Genomic DNA, 21,826 nt, shown 5'->3' with positions numbered 1-21,826 from the left:
GCCCGAACATTTGTACTTAGGAGAACGATGCGAGCCAACGCGGCCCAATACGAACTGATCGCCCCGGCAACTCTCGACGACGTGCTGGCGACGCTGGCCACCGGCGGCTATACCCCCATCGCGGGCGGCACGGAGATTATGGTCGCGCTCTCGGCCGGACGTCTGCCGCAGAAGCCGTTGGTTTCGCTGCAGCATCTCAAGGAGCTGCGCTTCATCGAGACCACGGCCGAGGCCTACGTCATCGGCGCGGGCACGACCTTTTCGGATATTCGCCACCACGCGGGTCTTGCCGCGGATCTGCCGCTGCTGGCCGGCGCCGCGAGCTGGACCGGCTCCATCGCCAACCAAAACCGGGGCACGCTGGGCGGCAACCTCGTCAATGCGAGCCCCGCAGCCGACTCGCCGCCGGCGCTGCTGGCATACGAGGCGACGTTGAAGCTGGTCTCAGCCACGGGTTCGCGAACCATGCCTTACACGGCCTTCCACCTTGGGTATAAGAAGACGGCGCTGCTGCCGGGAGAGCTGGTCTACAGCATCGCCGTTCCGCGCATCTGGACCGGCTACCGCAGCTATACCCGCAAGGTCGGCACACGCAACGCGCAGGCGATCTCGAAGATCGCGCTGGCCTGCCTTGCCCGGATCGAGGAGAACAAGATCGCCGATATTCGCATCGGCGCGGCCAGCCTGAGCGCAATGCCGATGCGTTGCGCGGCGACCGAGTCGGCCCTGCTCGGGCAGCCGGTGACCTCCCAAACGGTAGAAAAAGCGCGGGCCGCCTTAGCGTCCGAGGCGCGTCCGATCGACGATATTCGTTCCACGGCAGCCTATCGGGCGGCCGTGGCTGGTAATCTGCTGGAAGAGTTCCTGCAACAGCTTTCCACCTAGAGCATCACAGCTAGACATGAACCTTTTCTCACAGCTCGCCAAGAAGCTGAATCTGACGCATGACCCCGCGCCGCCACGGCCCGGGCTGACGCTTTGTCTGCTGCAGCGGCGGCTGGAGCGCTACACGACCGAGCGGCTGAATGCGGCGATGCAGGCGGCCTGGGGCCGCGCGTACGACCGCACCACCTTCTTCGGCATGAATCTGGACGACGAGAACGGACTCATCAAGTTCAACGAGCTTTATATCCCCATTTATTATCACGAGCATCGCCTGGGCGCGGAGGAGCTTGGCGCCAGCAGCCTGCCGGGCTGGGCCGACCACAGCGCCTTCAGCCGCATCGACTTCGTCCCCGGCGGCGAGGGGCTGCCGACCTCCGAGGCTCGCCACGCCTTCTGCGGATTCATCGGCCTGCTGGCGGTCGAGCTGGCAAACGAGTTGACAACCGCCTTCTTCTATAAAGAGGACGGGGTCTTCCTGCGCCGCGACCGGCTGACGCGGGAGATGATCCTGGCCTCCGACAAGAGCTTCGACCCTCATTCGGCCGCCTGAACCGCTGGATGAATCTGGATGTATTCCGGCCTGCAACTTTTGGGGAATGCATGTTGCAACAAAGGTACGAACAGGAAAGCCCGAAGTGGAATGGGAGTCTGTCCCGGATTAGGACATTCTTATTTCAGTCAGGCGGACAACATAGTCCGCCGACAGAAAAGAGACTCCCCATGCATGATCTTCTTGTAGCCGGCGCCTTCCTTCTTATGGTTCTTATCCCCTGTGTCGTCACGATGGGCTCCGGTACGTCCGAGGACAGCGAAGAGGCATAAACCTCTTCATCCCAGTATTTTGCGCGCTTCGTCGAGCGCCTCCGGCGTGTCCACATCGAGCTCTCCGTCGAGCAGAGAGACCACCCGGGCAGACGCCAACAGCTTACGCGCTCCCGCATCGCCCGCAAGCGCCTTCAACGCAGCAAAGGTCGTCGCCGGAAAACAAGCCGGCACGCCACGCACCTCGCCGTAGCCTGAACACGCGACCCCGGTTCCCCCCTCCGAGGCGAGCATCAGCCGTCTGAGATGTTCCGCTGTGACCGCCGGCTGATCGCAGGTCATCACGACCGCGCAGACCGCATCCGCCGCAAGCTGCTCCAATCCCGTACGCAAAGACGAGGCCATCCCCTCCGCCCAAACCGGGTTGAGGACGATGTGCGCCTCGTCGAGTCTGCACGCGGCCTGAATCTCCTCCGCCGCCGCGCCCAGCACCACCACCACGGGCGCGCACCCGGCCGCATGCGCGGTGCGGACGGCCCGGTCGAGCAGCGTCTCGCCGGCCAGCATGGCGAGCTGCTTCGGCGACCCCATGCGACGCGAAGCTCCCGCGGCCAGAATCACCGCCGCAAACCTCACTCCGCCGCACCCAGCGCGCACTGCGCCTGCAGGTAGCGCGAGGAGCCGCCGCGTTCGAGCTGCTCCGCCACCTCGCCGGGCGTCAGCTTGCGCGAGACGCTCAGCCTGCCATGGCGAAATGCCTGCACCTCCGCGACGATGGCGAGCGCGATCGCCTCCGGGCCGTCGCCGCCGAGATCGAGACCCACCGGCGCGAAGACCGTCTCGCAACACGCGGAGACGCTCCGCCCGGTCATCGCCGCCGCCTCGCTCACCAGCAGACTGCTGCGATGGCGCGAGCCCAGCATGCCGAGATAGCGCGGTCCGCGGGGCGACGCCAGCAGCCCGGAGAGCAGCGTACGATCCTGTTCGTAGCTATGCGTCATCAATACCACCGCGTCTTGCGGCTCTATTTGTAACTGATCCGGATCGTCCAGAACGAGTACCTGTTCGGCGTGCGGAAAGCGTTCCGCGCGCGCCAGTTGGGCTCGTCCATCGGCCACCAGGACGCTCCAGCCAAGCGACGAGGCCATGGCGGCCAGCGGCTTCGCATCGTCGCCCGCGCCCAGGATGACGAGGCGCTGCGGCCGGAATAACCGTTCCACGTAGCGGCCTTCGTACTCGCCGCCGGGCTCGAGCGCGCGGGCGCAGTCGATCTTTTTTGCGTCCAGCCCCTCGCTCGCGAAGACCACCCGGCCATCCGCGCTGTAGACGACGCGGCGCAATCCGCGTCCGCCGCCGGGCAGAAAGCTGACGACGATGCTCTCGACTCCAGCGAGCGAATCGCTCATGGCCTGGAAGAGCGCCTCGGCCTCCGGCGCGCCCGCGGGCTCAAAGAGCAGATCCACCGTGCCGCCGCAGCCGAGCCCGAAGGGAATCTCCGCCGTATCGTCGAAGGCCATGGAATAGCGCTCGACCACGGCCCCGGCGCGGACCATCCAACGCGCCCGGCGGACGACCTCACTCTCCAGGCAGCCGCCGCTGATCGTCCCGGCGTAGAGTCCGCGCGCGTCGGCCTGCGAACCCATGGCGGCGGTCAGCAGGCGCGCTCCAGGACGCCGGTAGGTCGATCCCTCGGCATGTACGAGCGTGATGAGAACCCCCGACGCCGTCCCGGCGACACCGGATGCCGTACCGGGCTCGCGCCACAACTCCACGATCTGACGCCGCTCCATCATGCTTCCACTTTGACAGCAGAGACGAAGGGAAGGCAAATCCTGCATAAAGGTTTCTTCATGTAGGCAAGAGTTAGCCTCGCAAAAAAAATTCTTACACGGGCAACCAATTCTCAAGTTCTTGTAACTGCGAAATTCCTGGGTGATTGGGTAGAAAATGCGTACAACCCCGGAATTTTTTCCCGCAACTTACTAGGACGACTCACGTTCTTATCAAAAAGTTTCAGTACCCCGGGAGTATCTACCATGGTCACGTTCAGCCAACGCCTCCGCATCTGCTTACAGTTTGCATTTTTACTTCTTGTTGCCCTTGCGCCGGTTGCAATGCATGGTCAGGCCCCGGTCACGCTGACGCAGACCGTCACGGTCTACGCCGGCAATGGATCGCCGGCCTTCACGAACGACTACGGACCGCCGGCGACCGCCGTCGGCCTGAACTCGCCTTCGTTTCTTGTGGTCGATAAGACCGGCAACCAGTACATCTCCGACACCGGCAATAACTGCGTTCGCAAGATCGATACGAACGGCAATATCACCACGCTCGTCGGATACGAGGCGAACGGGACGAACGGCGATACGTGCAATGTCGCACTGAGCGCGACACCCGCCGTCGCCAACGGACTCATCAAGCCGATGGGTCTGGCGCTCGACAGCAGCAGCAACCTCTACATCGCGGACTCCGGCCATAACTGCATTCGCCGCCTGCCGAGCGGCACCACCGGTACGGTGAACCTAGTGAACGTGGCCGGAACCTGCAGCACGGTGACCACCACCTCCGCGACGCCTTCCCCATCCGGCATCGTCATCGACTCCTCGAACAATCTCTACATTGCGATTCAGGATACAGAGTCGACACCCGCGCTGAGCAACTACCAGGTGCTGCGCGAATCGGTGACGCCGGCCAACACCGCCGCGGCCGACAAGCTCACCGCCTGCGTCGTCGCCGGCAATCTCTCGGCGCTGGTTCCGACGCAGTGCACGGGCATCACCAACGGCATTACGCTGTCGAAGCCTTCGGGCCTCGCGGTTGACTTCGCCGGCAGCGTCTATGTGGCCGACACCGGCAACAACTGCGTCCGCCAGGTAACCGGCACAGGCGCGCCCGTCACCACGGTTGGACTCTGCGCGAACGACAACAAGGGATCTTCCGCCACCGCGCTGCATAGCCCGTACGGCCTCATCTTCGGCGCGACGCAGGCGCTCTTCATCAGCGAGACCGCGCCGGACAACGTCGTGCGCTACACGCCCAACACCGGCACGCTGACGATCAACGGCGGCCTGCCGACCGGCGCCTCGGGCGCATACGCTCCCGCGCAGAACGGCGCCGTCTCGCAGACCGTGCCGCTGAACCAGCCGCGCGGCCTGGCGGTCGACAACTACAACAACGTCTACATCGCCGACTCGCAGAACAGCGTCGTCCGCTCGCTCAGCTTCAACTACATCTTCAACGACATCACCTATCCCTCGACGCCGGTCGGCACCAAGAGCCCGCTGGTCAACGCCGTGACCTTCCTCGTCAACACGACCTCGAACCTGAGCGCGACCGTCGGCCCCGACTACACGATCGTCAACAACACCTGCAGCGGCGCGATCGCGGCCTCCACGACGAGCACCCCCACCTCCTGCCAGGTCTTCGTCAGCTTCACGCCGACCAAGCCCGGCCAGCGCTACTCCGCGCTGACGATCAAGGATTCGATCAGCGGCCAGGTGGTCAGCACCGGCCTGCAAGGCATGGCGACCGGTTCGAACGGCCTGCTGGTTCCCGGCATCGTCAACACCATCGCTTCGAACCTGAACTCGCCCACCGCGGTCGCCACCGACTCCGGCGGCAACGCGTACATCCTTGAGATCGGCGCCACCCCCGGCACCGCCGATGTTCGCATCCTGCCCCCCGGCGGCGGCTCCAGCACACTGGCCATCAAGGTCGGCGCCGGTCTGGTCACGCCGAGCGGCATCGCCAGCGACGCGGCCGGCAACTGGTACATCGCCGACGCAACCCAGAACACCGTCACCGAGTTCACCACGAATGGAACCACCGTCCCTGTCACCATCCCCGGTGGATTCACCGCGCCGTCGGCCATCTACGTCGATGCGCTCGGCAACCTCTACGTCTCGCAGCAGGGCACGGCGCACAACGTGATCGAGGTCTACGCGTCGGGCACCTATCGCGTGATCGCCGGTAGCGGCACGGTCGCCGCGGCCGACAGCGTCGCAGCCAACACGGCGCTCTTCGTCTCGCCCGCCGGCGTCACGCTCGACCAGAACGGCATCCTCTACATCACCGATACCGGCGGACACCGCGTGTACACGGTCGACACCACCAACACCATCCACCTCTACGCCGGCAACGGCACGACCACCTCGACCGGCACATCGGCGCTGCAGACCGGCCTCATCAGCCCGACCTCCATCGTGGTCGATCCCGCGGGCGACGGTTACATCGCCGACTCGGGCGCGAACAAGGTCTACTCGGTCTTCGCGGCTGGCTCCCTTTCGACGGTGATCGGCACGGGCACGGCAGGCAACACCGGCGACGGCGGCGTCAGCGTGGCCGCGACGGTCAACGGCCCGCTTAGCGTCGCGCTCGACGGAACCGGCGATGTCTTCATCGTCGACAGCGGCAACAAGAGCGTACGTGAGATCACCTATCCCAACACCACCACGCTGAGCTTCGGCAATGTGCCGGTCGGCAGCACGTCGACCTCCGCCGGACCGCAGTACTTCGCCAACATCGGTACGGACCTGCTGCAACTGGTGCCCAGCACCATCGGCATCACGGTTTCAAGCACGACGCCTTCGGCCTTCAGCGTCAACTCCGCCACCACCACCTGCGGCCCCACCCTGCTTTCGGGTACGGTCTGCGCCATCGGCTACAGCTTCAAGCCGACCGCCGCTCAGTCCTACTTCGCTTCCACGGTGCTTTCGTCGAACGCCTACAACACGCCGACCACGATCAACCTGAACGGAAACGGTCAGGCTCTGCTCTCGGTCACGACCATCTTCCCGGCTGAGTCCGAGGTTTACGGCAGCCCGTTCGCCGAGACCGCAACCTTCGCCACCACCAGCAGCACAGCGCCGACCGGCACCGTGGCCTTCTCGGTCGCGGGCAAGACGCTCTGCAGCTTCACCGGCACGATCGCGACGAACTTCTCCTGCCCGGCGGCGAACAGCGGCCTGGCGGTCGGAACCTACACCGTCACGGTCACCTACTCCGGCGACAGCAACTACTCGCCCATCTCCACCACCACGCTGCTGACCGTAACGCCCGCGCCGCTGACCGTCGTGGTCAACAACCAGACCCGCGCCTACGGTACCCCCAACCCCACGCTGACCGGCACGTTCTCGGGCGGCGTCAACGGCGACACCATCCTGGTCGCCTATGCGACGACCGCGACGCAGGCCTCCGCGCCCGGCACGTACCCCATCACCGCAACCCTGACCACGGTCGGTTCGGCGAATCTTTCGAACTACACCGTCACCAACACGCCCGGAACCCTGACCGTCACGAAGGCGGCTCTGAACCTCACGGTCGCCGTCGTCAATGTCTCTCGCCAGTACGGCACGGCAAACCCCGCCTTCACCGACACCATCTCCGGCGCGCTGCTTGGCGACACCTTCACCGTCACCTACGGCACGACCGCGACGATCACCTCGCCGGTCGGAACCTACCCCATCACCCTCACGGTTGGCGGAGCGGCAGCGGCGAACTACAACATCACCGCAACGCCCGGCACCCTCACCGTCACACCGGCGCCGCTGACCGTCAACGTCTCCAGCGGCACGCGTCCCTACGGCACGGCGAACCCGACCTTCACCGCCACCATCACGGGCGCGCTGAACGGCGATGTGCTGACCGCGACTCCTTCCACCACCGCAACCATCACCTCGCCGGTCGGCAGCTACCCGGTCACCGCAACCGTCTCGGGCGCGAACGCGGGCAACTACACCGTCACCGTCAACCCAGGCACGCTGACCATCACCAAGGCCACCGCAACGGTCAACGTCGCGGTCAATAACGCAACCCGCGTCTACGGCGCCGCCAACCCGGCCTTCACCAGCACGGTAACCGGCGCGCTGAACGGCGACACCTTCACCATCACCTACGCGACGACCGCCACGGCGACGAGCCCGGTCGGCAGCTACACCATCACCCCGACGGTCAGCGGCGCCGCAGCCGCGAACTACACCATCACCACCACCAACGGTACGCTGACGGTTACGGCCGCTCCCCTGACCGTCGCGGCAGTTAGCGCCAGCCGCACCTACGGCGCCGCGAACCCGACCTTCACCGACACGACCACCGGTCTGGTGAACGGCGATACGGTGACCATCACCAATAGCACGACGGCGACCGCGACCAGCGCGGTTGGCAGCTACAGCATCGTCCCGGCGGTCAGCGGCACGGCGCTGAGCAACTACACCCTGGTGACGACCAACGGAACGCTCACCGTCAACGCCGCTCCGCTCACCGTCACGGTAACCCCCGCGACCGCGAGCCGCGGCTACGGCGTGGCGAACCCCACCTTTACCGCGACCATCACCGGCGCGGTGAACGGTGACGTACTCACCGCGACCGTCTCCACCACCGCAACCGCTACCTCGCCCGTCGGCAGCTACCCGGTCACCGCAACGATCGCCGGCACGAACGCCGCCGACTACATCGTGACGGTCGTACCCGCGACGCTGAACATCACGCAGTCCGCCACCACCACCACGCTGACCGGCACGCCCGCTTCGCCGGTCAACACCGGAGCCGGCGTCACCTTCACCGCAACCGTTACCTCGCCCGGCGGCATCCCGACCGGCACGGTGACCTTCTTCGACGGCGGCTCGTCGATCGGCACGGCGACTCTGGGCGCGGCTGGCACAGCCCTCCTGACCACCACCGCCCTCGTCACCGGCAACCACACCATCAGCGCAACCTACACCGCGACGCCTGCCTTCGCCGGCAGCAGCAGCGCACCGCTGGCCTACACCATCCTGGGCAGCTTCAACGTGACCTCGCCGACTCAGCCGCAGTATCTGCGCGGCGCGGGTTCGACGCCTTACACCATCAACGTCGCTTCGGTGAACGGCTTCTTCGGGCCGGTCGCTCTCTCCTGCTCCGGTCTGCCGGCTGACGCAACCTGCAGCTTCGCGACCCAGACCGTCAACGTACCCGCGGGCGGCACGGCCACAACCGTCATGACCGTCACCACCACCGTCGCCGATGCAGCGCTGATCGCACCGGCTAACCTCAACCCCAAGGCTGATGCACGCACCTCGGTTCAGTCCGCCGCGATGCTGCCCATCATGCTCTTCGGCCTCGGCTTCCTCGGCTTCAGCATCCGTAACCGCAAGCGTCTCGGCCTCGACAAGATGCGCCTGCTCGTCCTGATCATCGGAACGCTCGGCATCATGGGCATGACGGGCTGCGGTTGCCCCACCACCACCTTCAAGACCTACACGATCAACGTAACGGGCGTCAGCACCACGGTTGTGGCGCCCTCTTCATCGACTTCGGTTGTCCTCTCGGTCGGAACCAGCAACTAGGCCCTGCACGGGATGCGGTCCACAACGGGCCGCATCCCGCAGCAACAGACTCCTTGTAACCGACAGACCGAACCGGCAACCGTAAGTGGAGGAAATACCCATGAACTTCAGACTCTCCCACCCCATTCGCGCCACGCTATGCGCCGCAACTCTCGCGCTCTCCGCGCTTACCGCCCTTGCGCAGGATGCAGCGCCCGCCGGACCTCCGGCGCCCCCCAGCAAGCCGCGCAAGGTCGTCTTCTACGATGGCCCGCGCATCTCGCGCGTCGACATCTACGGCGGCTACGGCTATGTCCACCCCGTGAACTCGGACATCAACAACGTTCAGTACCAGCCCATCAATCCGGGCGCGGTCGTCAGCGTGGCGGGCTACTACAACAAGTACATCGGCCTCCAGGCCGAGGGTAACTTCTTCCCCCACGGCCCGGACGACTGTATCTTCGGCGCGCAGGGCGGACCCATCGTCCGCTTCCAGAAGGGTCGCTTCGTTCCCTTCGCACACGCGCTGGTCGGCGGCGCCAAGGTCGGCGGACCGGTCTTCCAGCCCTGCACCTGGGGTCTGGGCATCACGGGCGGTATCGGCTTCGACTACATCGTGCCCGGCCTGGGCGATCACCTCGCCATCCGTCCCATCCAGAGCGACTTCATCTTCTCGCAGGTGAACTACGGCCCGCTCGTCACGCCGGCCGACGTCTCCGGCGGCTTCGGCCAGATCCAGGGCTACCGGCTCTCGGCCGGCGCGGTGCTCCGCTTCGGCGATGTGATGCCGGCGACGCCGATCACCATGTCTTGCGCCGTGCAGCCGCAGAACGTCTATCCCGGCGACCCGCTCGTCGTGACCGCGACGCCGATGTACCTGAACCCGAAGAAGCCCGCGACCTACCGCTGGACCAGCACCGGCGGTACGATCGCCGGTAGCGCCGAGACCGCGCAGGTGATGACCAAGGGCGTACAGCCCGGAACCTACACCGTCACCGGTCACGTCTCGCAGGGCCCCAAGCCGACGCAAATGGCCGATTGCACCTCGACTTTTACGGTCAAGCCGTTTGAACCGCCGACCCTTAGCTGCGCGGCGAACCCGTCGGTCGTCACCTCGGGCGACACCTCGGTGATCACCGCCGTCGGCGTCAGCCCGCAAAACCGCACCCTGACCTACTCGTTCATGGAAAGCGCGGGCCAGATCAGCGGCGCCAACACCACCGCCACCCTCGCCACGGCTGGCCTGCCCGCGACCACCGTCACGGTCACCTGCAACACGGTCGACGACCTGGGCCAGACCGCCACCGCAACCGCCATGGTCACGGTCAACGCTCCGGCCGCCCCGGCTGCACCGGCTCCGCAGAACCTCTGCAGCGTAGCCTTCGACCGCGACAAGAAGCGCCCCGTCCGCGTGGACAATGAAGCCAAGGCCTGCCTTGACGACATCGCCCTCACGATGCAGCGCCAGGCCGACGCCAAGCTGGTCATCGTAGGCAACTTCGCCGACGGTGAGAAGCCGACCGCCGCCGAAGAGCGCGCACTCAACGTCCAGCAGTACCTGACCGCCGAGAAGGGTATCGACGCCAGCCGCATCGAGCTCCGCACCGGCGCCTCCGGTACACGCTCGGTCGACGACACGCTGCTCCCCGCCGGCGCGACGTTCCCCGCAGGTTCGACCACGACCTTCGACGGCTCCACCGTCAAGCGTCATGGCCAGGCCTACGGCGTGCCCCACACGGCTGCCAAGAAGCGCTAACCCTTAACCGCGGTAAATGAAAGGGAGGAGCCTCGGCTCCTCCCTTTCTGCGTTTCCCACTCCCCTTTTCCGCTCAAACTCTGGTATTCTTAGGGAGTCGGACAGCAGGCCACGGTCACTGAAAAGTTGATCGAATGCACCAGGGAGCAACGGCCCGCACCCACCTTCGACAATCCCCGATAAGATCGGAATGTAGCGCAGCCTGGTAGCGCACCTGCTTCGGGAGCAGGGGGTCGAGAGTTCGAATCTCTCCATTCCGACCATTTTTCTTTTCCCCTTTTCACACAAAAGCATCGTTCGATTACACCGCACGGCTAATACGTGGGAGAAGTCGGCTTCACGGCAGTAATACTCCTGCTCGTGGCGACTAGAATCTGACTATGCGCCTTTCCTTAGCAGTAAACGGTCAGCAGAAAGCTCGTGCTTCGTTAACAGCACGAGGGTGGCTTGGAGCACATGTCAACCTCAGCAACGGTATCGAGTCCGAGTCGAATGATCGAGTTTGGCTGAACGCCATCGACACATCCAAAGAGCCGAACACGACTCACTCGACTTGGGGAGGGTTTCCTCTTGTTCCGGGTGACAAAGTTGAGATCGAGGTTCTCTTGGACGGGGAGTCCGACGCACCGCAAGAGGTCAGCGAAACGTCTGAGAATGTTAACAATCTCTTCTCTGACACTGAACAAGCACGTCAACTGTTGAAGTCGGTCAAGAGCTGCGACACTGCGCTACAAGAGGTGCTGGAACGCGCAAAAGACGTTGAATCGGAAGACGAGTTCCGCAAACTGGCGCTTGCCGTAGGAAGTGTTTTGGTTGAACTTGACCGTCAACTGATTTCCCCGACTCTGCGACGCCATCCAGACCTATTGCCTGCGGCCCAGGACATGAAGCTCCGTTGATTAGTCCTGATAAACGCGTTACCGTTAGCTACCTCCGCCCTTCCCTCTTCTGCGCCAGCACCAATCCACGCGGCGTAGGCAGGAAGATACAAGACACAAGCCCCTCCGCCTCCAGCGAAAACGCGGCATCCCGCACGGTCTTCAGGTGGGAGCTGGCGTCGTGCATCAGGATCAGGCCGGTGGGGCGGATCTGCGGCAGGTAGCGCTTCACCTCGGCCTCGCGGATCGGCATGTCGGAGTCGGAGAAGAGGATGTCGATCGTGCCCTTCACCTGCATCTCCAGGCTGGACTCGTTGCGCAGCTCGATGAACTCCGCCAGGCCAGATGCGGCGATCTTCTCCTGCGCCTTCGCGAAGACGACCGGGTCGAACTCGCAACTAACGATCTTGCCGAAACCGTTCGCCTTCATCCCCTCGGCCATCCACAGGGTGGATACGCCCAGGAATGAGCCGGTCTCGACGATCAGCTCCGGCTTCAGCGTCGTCACCAGCGTGCGGAGAAACTCCAGCACCTCGGCCTCGGCGGTCATGGAGTCGTACATGTGCCAGCGCTCGGGGTGCGGGCACTCCGGCGTTGCGCGGTGATACTCCGGCAGCAGAGCGCCGGCTGCGCGCTCTGCCTGGAGCATTACCTTGTGTTCCTGCTTCAGCTTCTTCTTGAACAGACCCATTGCCGCCTATTTGATCGCGTACGTGATGCCCATGATGTACTGGTAGGAGTTCTTCTTGCTGCCAGACGGGGCGTTGTTGAGGTAGTCGTCAATCGCGCTGACATTGAACCCGAAGCCCTTGTAGACCGGGAAGGTCAGCCCGGCGTTCACGTGCGCGGAGTAGTCGTTCAGCACATTCCAGGCCGGCGAGACGGAGCCGAACTCGTTGAAGTTGATGCCCTTCGGCAGATGGCGAACGTAGTTTTCAGAGAAGAGCGAGCCGATCAGGTTCTGTGTCGGCGAGGCCGGACCGACGGTGGGCGGCAGCGTGAAGAAGGTCTGCTTCTCGAACTGCACATTGCCCTTCACATCCAGCTGCTGCTTCGCATTCTTGATGATCGTCATGCCGATACCGCCGCCATACGCCTGCTGCAACTGCAGCGCGCTGGAGTAGTTGTGATCGAGCGCGAAGGAACCGAAGGCGAACAGGCGCGGGCTGAAGTACTCGTCCCGCTCGCCATCGCCGTGCAGAATGTTGGTCTTCACGGTCGCCGTGCCGGGCTGACTGACCTGCCCATAGGACTGGTTGAAGTCCAGCGTGGTGCGATCGCGCGCCGGGAGCCAGTCCACCGTCGGCGTCGAGCGGACCAGATTGAACCCTGCGTTGTAGGTGCTGGAGTTCTGCGTCGCGCGCACCAGCGTGACGCCGCCGGTGACGCTGCCCTTGTAGCCTCGGAAGAAGCTCGGCGGATGATTCACCGCCTTGTCGAAGGCCGCGGGATCGAGCAGGTGAGCGGCCTCTGCGACCGGCACCGTCTTATCGCCGGACTGCGTCGTCACCACCAGCGCCTTGTCCTTCGCATCCAGCGCCACGGTTCCCTGCGGCACGAGCGCGGCAGCGTCCTTGCGATTCAGCTTCAGCTTGGAATCCAGCACGGCAAACTTCTTACTCGAGGTCAGCTCCGCGATATTGCCCCAGCCGACCTTGATCACGCCAGCCATGTTGGACTTGAACGTAATGCCGCCGGAGTCGGCGGTCTGCAGCTCACCGGTCAGCTTCTCGCCGTTGGTGAAGACGACCACATCGGGCTGCTTCGCCTGCGCGAGCGCGCGTTGCGAAAACGGTACAACGATCAGGGCGATAACGCCGAGAAGGATGGCTGGATGCCTGCGCATGAAGTCTCCGTAGCTTAGAAAGTTTCGTGTCTAAGCTATGGTACTTGGTCGCAGGGCGCAGGCAAAATCTTCCGCTAGGATTGCGGCGGCGGGGCGGGCTGCGAGGGCTGCGGCTGATCCGTGGCTGCCGGCGGCGGGGGAGCTTGATCCTGAACCGTAGGCGGAGCCTGCTCCAGCGCCGTTGGCGTAACCTGCTGTTGCGGAGGCGGCGGCGGCACACGCGGCTCGACGTACGGCTTGATGTGCTTGTGATGGCCGTTGAAGTCGAACTTGTAGACAATTCCCAGCGTCAGCGGCTTCGAATAGATGTGGCCCGAGGTCGTCACCGGGGTGTTCCAGCGCTGAAACTGCACGTCGGCCTTCGCGGCGAAGCTGTGGCTGAAGTCGAAGTTCAGGCCCGCGCCGGGCGAAAGCACGTTCGACGGATTCTGCACGTAATAGTAGTAGCCGTCCGGGCTGGGGTAGCCACCTCGCTGGTAGTCGAGCGCGCCGCGTCCGACGAGGAAGTCCACGTAAGGCCGGTAGATATGGAAGTACGTGTGCTCCAGCGTCACGCCGGCCAGAACGCTCTTCTCGCCGACGTACCCGCCGCTGTCGACCGGGAACGTACCCCGCACCTCGATGCCCGGCTTGTAGTGGAAGAACGAGCTTACGCCGAGATCGACGCCGGCGGTGATGCCAAGATTGCGGCCACCCTGCAGGCCGGTGTATGTGCCCGTCACGCCGCCGAACGCCGAGAGATGCATCAACTGAGTAGCCGTCGGGACGGCGGCCTGCGCGTGCAGTCGAGGGGCGGCGGCCAGCGCCAGGGCGAGTGCAAAAATCGTGGATCTCAATCGAACTCCTCTGTTTGCTTAACGATAAGACGCCGAATCGCGACGCAAGGGTACCGCCGCAACCGCAAAATGCAGACGGCCACGTTTCATCCTACCGCTAACCTGCCGAAGAGGTTATCGGCGCGCGGGGTCGAGCCTGTAGAGGGTGTTCGAACTTGACCACGGCGGGCTACATCATCTTCAGGCCGCTCTCGCCGACGATGGAGAAGACGGGCAGCAGGTTGGTCATGATCATCAGCTCGCGGATGCGCTCGCCGAGGTTGCGCAGCTCGAGCCGGCAATGGTGCGTCCTGGCCGAGACGTAAAGGCGGACGAGCGCGCCGAGACCCATCGAGTCCATGTGGGTCAGCTCGGCGAGGTCGAGGATGATGTGCTTGTGCGTCGGGATGAGCGCATCGACCATGCCGGAGAGCGGAGCGGTGTGCCCGTAGACGAGCTTGCCCTTGCAGTGGATGATCGTGGTAGCGCCGTGCTCTTCGAGGGTCAGGGTGAGGGGCGAGTCGGACATCTGCGGCTCCGGGATTTGATTCGTTGGATGGACTGAATTGTATATCGCCTGACAAAGCGGTGTACGTCCCACCCTTCGCAGAGACGCGAAGGATGGGGCACCCGACATGCTGATGCCCCAATATCTGGGTTCATCGAGCAGGCCGCCCACCTTAATGTCAGAATTAGAGAATGGATACCCCGCTCAAAGTCGTCGACCTCTTTTGCGGTGCTGGGGGAATGTCCCAAGGCTTCTCCAAAGCAGGATTCGATGTGATCCTTGCTGTTGATAAGAACAAAGCTGCCGTCAGGACCTACAGCAAGAATTTTGGCCATCCCGCGTTGGAGTTGGATCTCGCCAATACAGCCGACATTCCAAGCGCTACTGTCATTGTGGGAGGACCTCCTTGTCAGGGATTCTCCTCGGCAGGATCTAGACGTAGTGATGATTCGCGCAACACGCTTGTTGGAGTCTTTGCACGTATCGTTGCACAGCAACTTCCAAGCGCATTTGTCTTTGAAAATGTTGAAGGCTTCCTCACCGGGAATGGCGGAGCTCACGTACTCGAATTGATTGAGCCCTTAGTGAGCGCTGGATATAGAATTCATTTGAAGAAGATCAACGCAGCAAATTATGGTGTTCCACAGAACAGAAAGCGGGTAGTGGCAATCGGTGGTCTGGGTTGGGATCCAACATTCACCGAGGCAACGCACGCAGCCTTTGGCACCCCGGGAGCAAATCTCCATTCCAGACATTTGCCTTTGGCTCCAACGGTAGCGGAAGCTCTAGCCGGTTTGCCAAGACCAACTTCTAGTCCTCAGGGCCATCCACAAGGACATTTCTTCAACGAACTAACGGGAAGCGCTCTATCCAGGGCCGAACATTTATTAGCTGGCATGACAATGCGAGATTTACCTGTGGAGCTCCAACACGAAAGCTATCGCCGAAGGGCGGATCGACGCGTGTCAGACGGAACACCGACGGAACGGCGTGGCGGCGCTCCCGCAGGGATCCGCCGTCTCTCGGCAGACGAGCCTTCTAAAGCAATCACGAGTGGAGCAAGGACCGAGTTCTTGCATCCATCCGAGCATCGAAACCTTACATTACGAGAGTGCGCGCGCCTACAGACCTTTGACGACGACTTTCAATTTGCCGGGAATGCTAGCGAGCAGGCCCTACTGATCGGAAACGCGGTTCCGCCTCTCCTTGCCTTCAAAATCGCATGCGGCATTCGACGTGACTTGGAAAGTTCCCGCACTTTTCATAACAGAGGAGCCCTACTTTCCTTCGTTCCAACAATGTCTAGTGGGATGAGTCCCGCGCTGCACAACACCGCTCGCCTTGTGAAGATGCAATCAAGGCTCGAATATGATCAGGAGACCTTCCCCTTTGCCTCTGTCTAAAAGTCAACTGCAAGCACTCACTAAGATTAGAGCGTCCGGCGGAAGTGATATCGACAGCACTCTCGATGAATCCATCTGCTGCTATCTTCTTACAGTTTTGGCTCGCGACCTCAACATAACCAAAGACTTTCCTGAGATCGCAGTAAATCTAGGAGGCATCTTCTCACCTAACCCGGAAAAACTCCGCCTCAAAGGGCTAGACTTCCTCGAAATATACGAAAGAGTGCTTGCGAAAGTTGCCGACGCTGACGGCTATTTCCTTTGTCTAGCTAAATTACATAAGGCGAGGTTGAAATATTCCAGAATACTAATGGCGCAGCCCCTCCCTACCGCCGATCAGGTAGGACCGAGAGGTCTGCTTCAATACGGCAGCATGGGCACACCGGCACTCGCCGCATTTCTCTTTTGGCGCAAGTGGATGTTTGATATAGATAATCGCGCCGGACAAGAAACAGGTTATCTCTTTGAACCAATTATTGCCCATTGCATCGGGGGTGTAGCGTTCGGGGCCAAGAACAGCCCGATTAAGCGTCTCGGTGAAAAAGCAGGAGGTCGTCAGGTCGATTGCCTCAGAGAGGAAATTAAAGCTGCTTACGAGGTCAAGATTAGGGTTACGATAGCGGCTTCGGGTCAGGGGCGCTGGGGCGAAGAACTCAGCTTTCCTACTGAAGTTGCCGCAAGCGGATATAAACCCGTGTTGCTGGTTTTAGACCCTACGTCTAATGCCAAGCTAATCGAACTCACTGGGGCTTTCCATGAAGCCAAAGGCGATGTTTATCTTGGTGAAGCTGCATGGGCGCACTTAGAAAGTGCGGCTGGAAAGACGATGGCTCGTTTCCTTGATAAATACGTCAAAGAGCCGATTGCCGACATTCTAGATTCTTCAGGTCAGTGTCTCCCGGATCTTACCCTCCACTCAGAGATGGGTAAGATCCGTATTACTGTCGGCGACGAGAAAATAGAGATCGCACGCAAAGAATCTCTTATTCTAGCGACTGGTGTCGACGTGATCCCCGACGATACCGACTCTGGTTTATCAGCTTAGTGGCGAAGCATCCTGCTTATTCCACCGTCACACTCTTAGCCAAATTCCTCGGCTGGTCCACGTCGCAGCCTCTTCTTACTGCAATATGATAGGCCAGCAGTTGTAGGGGCACAACCTCTAGGATGGGTAGCAGCAGTTCGTGGCTTTGGGGGATGTGGATTACGTGTTCGACTAAGTGCTGGATCTCTTCGTCGCCTTCGATGGCGATGGCGATGACGCGACCGCTGCGGGCGGTGACCTCCTGGATGTTCGACAGGGTCTTTTCGTACTTCAGCACGCTGGACGGGTCGTTGGGGTCTTTGGTGGCGATGCAGACTACGGGCAGGGTCTCGTCGATGAGGGCGTTGGGGCCGTGCTTCATCTCGCCGGCGGGGTAGCCCTCGGCGTGGATGTAGCTGATCTCCTTGAGCTTCAGCGCGCCTTCGAGCGCGATGGGGTAATGGATGCCTCGGCCCAGGAAGAGGAAGTCGCGGGCGGTCGAGAAGGATTTGGCCAGGGTGCAGCACTGGTCGTCGACCGAGCGGAGGATCTCTTCGATCTTGCCGGGAATCTTGCTGAGTTCGGTGACTAAGTGGAGGGATTCCTCGGGCGTGACGGTGCCGCGCACCTGCGCGAGGTAGAGGCTGAGGACGAAGAGGGCCGTAAGCTGCGCGGTGAAGGCCTTGGTGCTGGCTACGCCGATCTCCGGGCCGGCGTTGGTGGTGATGGTTCCCTGCGCGGCGCGGGTGATGGCGGCGCCGACGACGTTGCAGATCGCCAGCGTCTTCGAGCCTTTGCGGATGAGTTCCTGCTGGGCGGCGATGGTGTCGGCGGTCTCGCCGGACTGGGTGATGAGCAGGCCGAGGCCGGTGGAGTCGGCGATGGGGTCGCGGTAGCGGTACTCGCTGGCGTAGTCGACGTCGACGGGCAGGCGGGCCAGGCGCTCGATCATGAACTTGCCGGCGAGGCCGGAGTGCCAGCTCGTTCCGCAGGCGGCGATGGTGATGTGGCTGGCGGTGCGGAACTCCTCGGCGGTGATCTGCATGTCGGGCAGGAAGACCTGGCCGGTTTCGAGCGAGACGCGTCCGAGGGTGGTGTCGCGGACGGCGCGCGGCTGCTCGTTGATCTCCTTGAGCATGAAGTGCTTGTAGCCGGCCTTTTCGGCCTGGATGGGGTCCCACGCGATGCGCTGGATTTTCAATGGGAGCATTTGCCCGTTGAAATCGGTGATGGCTACGCCGGCGGTGGTCAGGACGGCGACCTCGCCATCCTGCAGGAAGTGGATGTTGCGGGTGTGGTGCAGAATGCCGGGGACGTCGGAGGCGAGGAAGAACTCGCCCTCGCCGATGCCGATGACGGCGGGCGGACCCATGCGGGCGGCGACCAGTTTGTCCGGTTCATGGGCACTGAGGACGCCGATGGCGAAGGCGCCGGTGAGGCGCTTGACTGCCCTTCTCACTGCTTCCTCAAGAGAGATGGCAGGTGTAGCGGGGGTCGCGGCGGAGTCAGCCAGGACAGCCTCGGCGCTGTTCACGTCGAGCGTCCGGTCGGGCGTGTGGACGATGTTCCCGGCCAGTTCGAGCTCGTCCTGAATGACGTGCGCGATGATCTCGGTGTCGGTCTCCGACATGAACTTGTGGCCCTTGGCGATGAGCGCGTTCTTCAGCACCACGTAGTTCTCGACGATGCCGTTGTGTACGACGACCAGCGTGCCGGTGCCGTCGCGGTGCGGGTGCGCGTTCTCTTCGGTCGGACGGCCGTGCGTGGCCCAGCGGGTGTGGCCGATGCCGAAGGTGCCGTGAATGGGACTCTTCTCGATGACGGCTTCGAGGTTCTTCAGCTTGCCGGGCGCGCGACGCAACTCGAGCCGGCCCTGCTGATCGGGCGAGCCGCCCACGGCGATGCCGGCTGAGTCGTACCCGCGATACTCCAGGCGGCGAAGACCTTCAATGATGACGGGGACGACTGACTGAGGACCGATGTAACCGACGATTCCGCACATGATGGGATTGTAGACGGTCGGACATGTGGATGAGGCTGCCTGGTGGAAATCGGAATGCCGGGCACTCCGATTGCCGGAGTCAACGCCGGTGGCTGCTTGTAGGCTCGGCGATGGCATGCACCACTTGCACGGGAGCAGCCGGAGCGTCGGTGCGCTGTTCGACACGCTGTCCCGCCCGGCGCAGCTCCTCGGTCTTCACCACGATCAAGTACTCGTAAAACGATTGCAGCGTGGCGTAGATTACCCCGGCGCCGCCGTCGAGCAGCGCGCCCCGGAAGAACATCATGTACGCCCACTTCACCACGTGCCGCGCAGGCAACCGGTAGAAGAGCGCCTTCTGATGGCGCCGGCGCAGATGAAAGTCCTTCTCCGTCAATGCGGTGCGCAGCGAGGGGTTCTGCAGCCCCTGCTCCCGGTAGATCAGCTCCGCCTCCATGGTGGAGTAGAGATTGTGCTTCGAAACCCAATGGGCGAATCCCTTGTTGAAGGGATAGTGATCGACCGCGTGCTGCAGATCCTTGACGCAGAGACCGGCGTCGCCCGCCACATGCAGCACCTCATTGATGGCGCGGCTGTAACTTGTGCGGCTCGGCCGGACCAGCCGGATATAAAACGGCGAGATCTGCGCATGCCGCAGCCAGGTTCCAAAGAGGAAATCGCGCCGGCGAAGACGGAATCCGGAGACCTGCAGATTGGGATCGCAGCCGTCGGCGTTGCGCGCCAGGTTGCGCACGACCTGCTGCATCTCCACGGCAAGCTCGGGCGTTGCCCGCTCGTCGGCGTCCAGCAGGAAGACCCACTCATGCTTGAAAGGCAGCCGCAGCCCCGCGTTGCGCTGGCTGGCGTAGTCGTCGAAGACGCGCGTATGCACGCTTGCACCCGCCGCGCGTGCGATTTCGACCGTTGCATCGGTCGAACAGGAATCCAGCACGTGAACGTCGTCGGACCAGGCAACGGAGGCCAGCGCCGCAGGTAGGTCGAGCTGCTCGTTTCGGGTCAGAATGAGTACGGAAATCAACGGGTTGCCTGATCCTTTACTGATGTGTTTTGACGACGCGCGGTAGTCACTTCAGGTCCGCGCGAAATCATAGCGCATACCCCGCCATTCCGTGGGCCGTCAGCACAAATTCTTTCCGTGCAAAAACTAAGGTCAGGCGTTGCCAGACTGATAAATGCGTCGTCGACAACCCGAGCAACGATAAACAACGACGCGAAACAGACGAAGCGGAGACTCAAACCAGCGACGGCGTGAGCGTACAAGGGACCGTGCGCTGGAACGGCAGCGGCAGCGCAGACCGAAGCTCTGATGTTGCCCCTCGGATGTCTTCGACATGGACGGATACCTGCTGAGTTGTGTCCTCATCATACTGGGGTCACGCCGTTTCTTGGCAGTCTTTTTTCGACCTCGGGCGAGATTCTCCCGGATGCGAGGCGCCGCCGCCCGGAGCGCAACAAACTATACTGAACCGGGTAAATGATGAGGATGAACAGCTTGCTCGATGAAAAACGCGGGGGCGCAAACCCATCCATGGCCGCGCCGGAGGATGGCTACGCCATCATGGTCCTGCTGGTCGACGACCAACTGATCGTCGGCGAGGTGATCCGCCGCATGGTCGCCACGCAATTGAACATGGATTTCCACTTCTGCTCCTCCGCGCGGGAGGCGCTGGCGCTGGCCGAGGAGGTGAAACCCACCGTCATCCTGCAGGATCTCGTCATGCCCGGCTTCGATGGACTGGACCTGGTGCGGCTTTACCGCGCCACACCCGCCACCGCGCGCATCCCGATCATCGTGCTCTCTGCCAAGGACGAGCCCGCGACCAAGCGCGCCGCCTTCCAGTCCGGCGCGAACGACTATCTGGTGAAGCTGCCGGACGAGATCGAGCTGATCGCGCGCATCCAGTACCACTCCCGCGCCTACCTGAACCAGTTGCAGCGCGACGACGCCTACCGCAAGCTGCGCGAGAGCCAGCGCCAACTGCTGGAGATGAACTTCGAGCTGCAGCGGCTGACCAACATCGACGGCCTCACCGGCCTGAGCAATCGCCGCAACTTCGACCGGCACATTGAGGTGGAATGGAAGCGCTCGGCCGAGACCGGCGCCCTGCTCTCCCTGCTGATGGTCGACGTGGACGACTTCAAGCACTTCAACGACACCAGCGGCCACCTGGCGGGCGACGCCATCCTGAAGTCCGTCGCCGAGGTCATCCTGGCTCACTACCGGCCGGCGCTGGACTGCGCGGCGCGATTCGGCGGCGACGAGTTCGCGATCGTCCTCTCCGGCCTGACGCCCGCCGAGCACAAGGCCCTGGGCGAACGCCTGCGCCAGAGCATCGAGGCGCTGCAACTGCCGCATCCGCAGGGCGCCAATCGTTACCTGACCGTCAGCGTCGGCGGCGCATCGATGGTTCCACAGCCCGGCGAGTCCCCCGACGCGCTGATCGACGCAGCCGACCGCGCGCTCTATCAGGCCAAGGAGGCCGGCCGCAACTGCGTCGCCATGAACGTCCGCAGCGGCGCGGATTGGGCGGTAGTGTCTGAGATCTGACATCTCCCGGGGACGGGCAATGTCTTCCCAATCCCAGGTACTCGTCATCTCGACCGGAGCGCAGCGCAGTGGAGAGAACCCCGTATTACGCTCTTGCC

At 62.9% G+C, this 21,826-nt stretch carries 16 protein-coding genes and 1 tRNA gene; 9 read left to right on the top strand and 8 right to left on the bottom strand.

Translation table 11 applies throughout. The annotated features are described in order from the left end of the window. Nucleotides 1–27: 27 nt before the first annotated feature. Together CHB87_RS15220 and CHB87_RS15215 are read left to right on the top strand one after the other, a co-directional pair. On the top strand, nt 28–885 hold the full coding sequence (locus tag CHB87_RS15220; protein WP_089409284.1) for an FAD binding domain-containing protein: 858 nt from the start codon (nt 28–30) through the stop codon (nt 883–885). A gap of 16 nt (nt 886–901) precedes the next feature. Beyond that, a complete protein-coding gene (locus CHB87_RS15215) occupies nt 902–1,435 on the top strand; it encodes a hypothetical protein (protein ID WP_089409283.1) in 534 nt (177 codons plus the stop codon). A gap of 278 nt (nt 1,436–1,713) precedes the next feature. Here CHB87_RS15215 and CHB87_RS15210 read toward each other — a convergent pair whose 3' ends face one another. Together CHB87_RS15210 and CHB87_RS15205 are read right to left on the bottom strand one after the other, a co-directional pair. Continuing rightward, a complete protein-coding gene (locus CHB87_RS15210; RefSeq protein ID WP_281252353.1) occupies nt 1,714–2,268 on the bottom strand; it encodes a nucleotidyltransferase family protein in 555 nt (184 codons plus the stop codon). Between the two features lie 11 nt (nt 2,269–2,279). Further along, complete coding sequence (locus CHB87_RS15205) at nt 2,280–3,440, bottom strand: XdhC family protein (RefSeq protein ID WP_089409281.1); 1,161 nt, start codon at nt 3,438–3,440, stop codon at nt 2,280–2,282. Nucleotides 3,441–3,761: 321 nt separating this feature from the next. On the opposite strand from CHB87_RS15205, the gene CHB87_RS15200 reads away from it, so the two are divergent. The 4 genes from CHB87_RS15200 (at nt 3,762) to CHB87_RS21985 (ending at nt 11,603) form a co-directional block, all read left to right on the top strand. After that, nucleotides 3,762–8,969 carry an MBG domain-containing protein gene (locus tag CHB87_RS15200; protein ID WP_176441791.1) on the top strand — a complete coding sequence of 1,736 codons (5,208 nt, stop codon included), beginning with the start codon at nt 3,762–3,764 and terminating at the stop codon, nt 8,967–8,969. Between the two features lie 100 nt (nt 8,970–9,069). Continuing rightward, nucleotides 9,070–10,704, top strand: coding sequence for a hypothetical protein (locus CHB87_RS15195; RefSeq protein ID WP_089409279.1), 1,635 nt, complete (start codon nt 9,070–9,072; stop codon nt 10,702–10,704). A 186-nt stretch (nt 10,705–10,890) separates the two neighbouring features. After that, a tRNA-Pro gene (locus tag CHB87_RS15190) sits at nt 10,891–10,967 on the top strand. Nucleotides 10,968–11,084: 117 nt separating this feature from the next. Continuing rightward, complete coding sequence (locus tag CHB87_RS21985) at nt 11,085–11,603, top strand: hypothetical protein (RefSeq protein ID WP_142988372.1); 519 nt, start codon at nt 11,085–11,087, stop codon at nt 11,601–11,603. A gap of 28 nt (nt 11,604–11,631) precedes the next feature. Here the strand turns inward: CHB87_RS21985 and CHB87_RS15180 are convergent, their stop codons facing one another. The 4 genes from CHB87_RS15180 to CHB87_RS15165 all read right to left on the bottom strand — a co-directional run bounded on the left by CHB87_RS15180 (nt 11,632) and on the right by CHB87_RS15165 (nt 14,772). Then, a complete protein-coding gene (locus CHB87_RS15180; RefSeq protein WP_089409343.1) occupies nt 11,632–12,231 on the bottom strand; it encodes an O-methyltransferase in 600 nt (199 codons plus the stop codon). A 48-nt stretch (nt 12,232–12,279) separates the two neighbouring features. Continuing rightward, nucleotides 12,280–13,428 carry a DUF481 domain-containing protein gene (locus tag CHB87_RS15175; protein WP_089409277.1) on the bottom strand — a complete coding sequence of 383 codons (1,149 nt, stop codon included), beginning with the start codon at nt 13,426–13,428 and terminating at the stop codon, nt 12,280–12,282. 74 nt (nt 13,429–13,502) lie between these two features. Further along, on the bottom strand, nt 13,503–14,264 hold the full coding sequence (locus CHB87_RS15170) for a hypothetical protein (RefSeq protein WP_142988371.1): 762 nt from the start codon (nt 14,262–14,264) through the stop codon (nt 13,503–13,505). Nucleotides 14,265–14,433: 169 nt separating this feature from the next. Further along, nucleotides 14,434–14,772, bottom strand: a complete 339-nt coding sequence (locus CHB87_RS15165; RefSeq protein ID WP_089409275.1) for an STAS domain-containing protein — start codon at nt 14,770–14,772, stop codon at nt 14,434–14,436. 170 nt (nt 14,773–14,942) lie between these two features. Between CHB87_RS15165 and CHB87_RS15160 the strand changes: the two genes are divergently transcribed. Further along, on the top strand, nt 14,943–16,154 hold the full coding sequence (locus CHB87_RS15160) for a DNA cytosine methyltransferase (RefSeq protein WP_089409274.1): 1,212 nt from the start codon (nt 14,943–14,945) through the stop codon (nt 16,152–16,154). After that, nucleotides 16,141–17,199 (top strand): hypothetical protein, encoded by a 1,059-nt coding sequence (locus CHB87_RS15155; protein WP_142988370.1) that lies wholly within the window; start codon nt 16,141–16,143, stop codon nt 17,197–17,199. Before CHB87_RS15160 ends, CHB87_RS15155 begins: the two co-directional genes overlap by 14 nt. 16 nt (nt 17,200–17,215) lie before the next feature. Here the strand turns inward: CHB87_RS15155 and glmS are convergent, their stop codons facing one another. Together glmS and CHB87_RS15145 are read right to left on the bottom strand one after the other, a co-directional pair. Next, complete coding sequence (gene glmS / locus CHB87_RS15150; protein ID WP_089409272.1) at nt 17,216–19,180, bottom strand: glutamine--fructose-6-phosphate transaminase (isomerizing); 1,965 nt, start codon at nt 19,178–19,180, stop codon at nt 17,216–17,218. Nucleotides 19,181–19,259: 79 nt separating this feature from the next. Continuing rightward, complete coding sequence (locus tag CHB87_RS15145) at nt 19,260–20,198, bottom strand: glycosyltransferase family 2 protein (RefSeq protein ID WP_089409271.1); 939 nt, start codon at nt 20,196–20,198, stop codon at nt 19,260–19,262. A gap of 474 nt (nt 20,199–20,672) precedes the next feature. Here CHB87_RS15145 and CHB87_RS15140 point away from each other — a divergent pair, with 474 nt between their 5' ends. Beyond that, nucleotides 20,673–21,728, top strand: a complete 1,056-nt coding sequence (locus CHB87_RS15140; protein ID WP_281252349.1) for a diguanylate cyclase domain-containing protein — start codon at nt 20,673–20,675, stop codon at nt 21,726–21,728. The last annotated feature ends 98 nt before the right edge of the window (nt 21,729–21,826 follow it).

Origin of the sequence: Granulicella rosea (genome assembly GCF_900188085.1) — a bacterium.
GTDB classification, from domain to species: Bacteria; Acidobacteriota; Terriglobia; order Terriglobales; family Acidobacteriaceae; genus Edaphobacter; species Edaphobacter rosea.
Note: the sequence above shows the minus strand (reverse complement) of the source record. Positions and strands in the feature narration are given on the sequence as shown.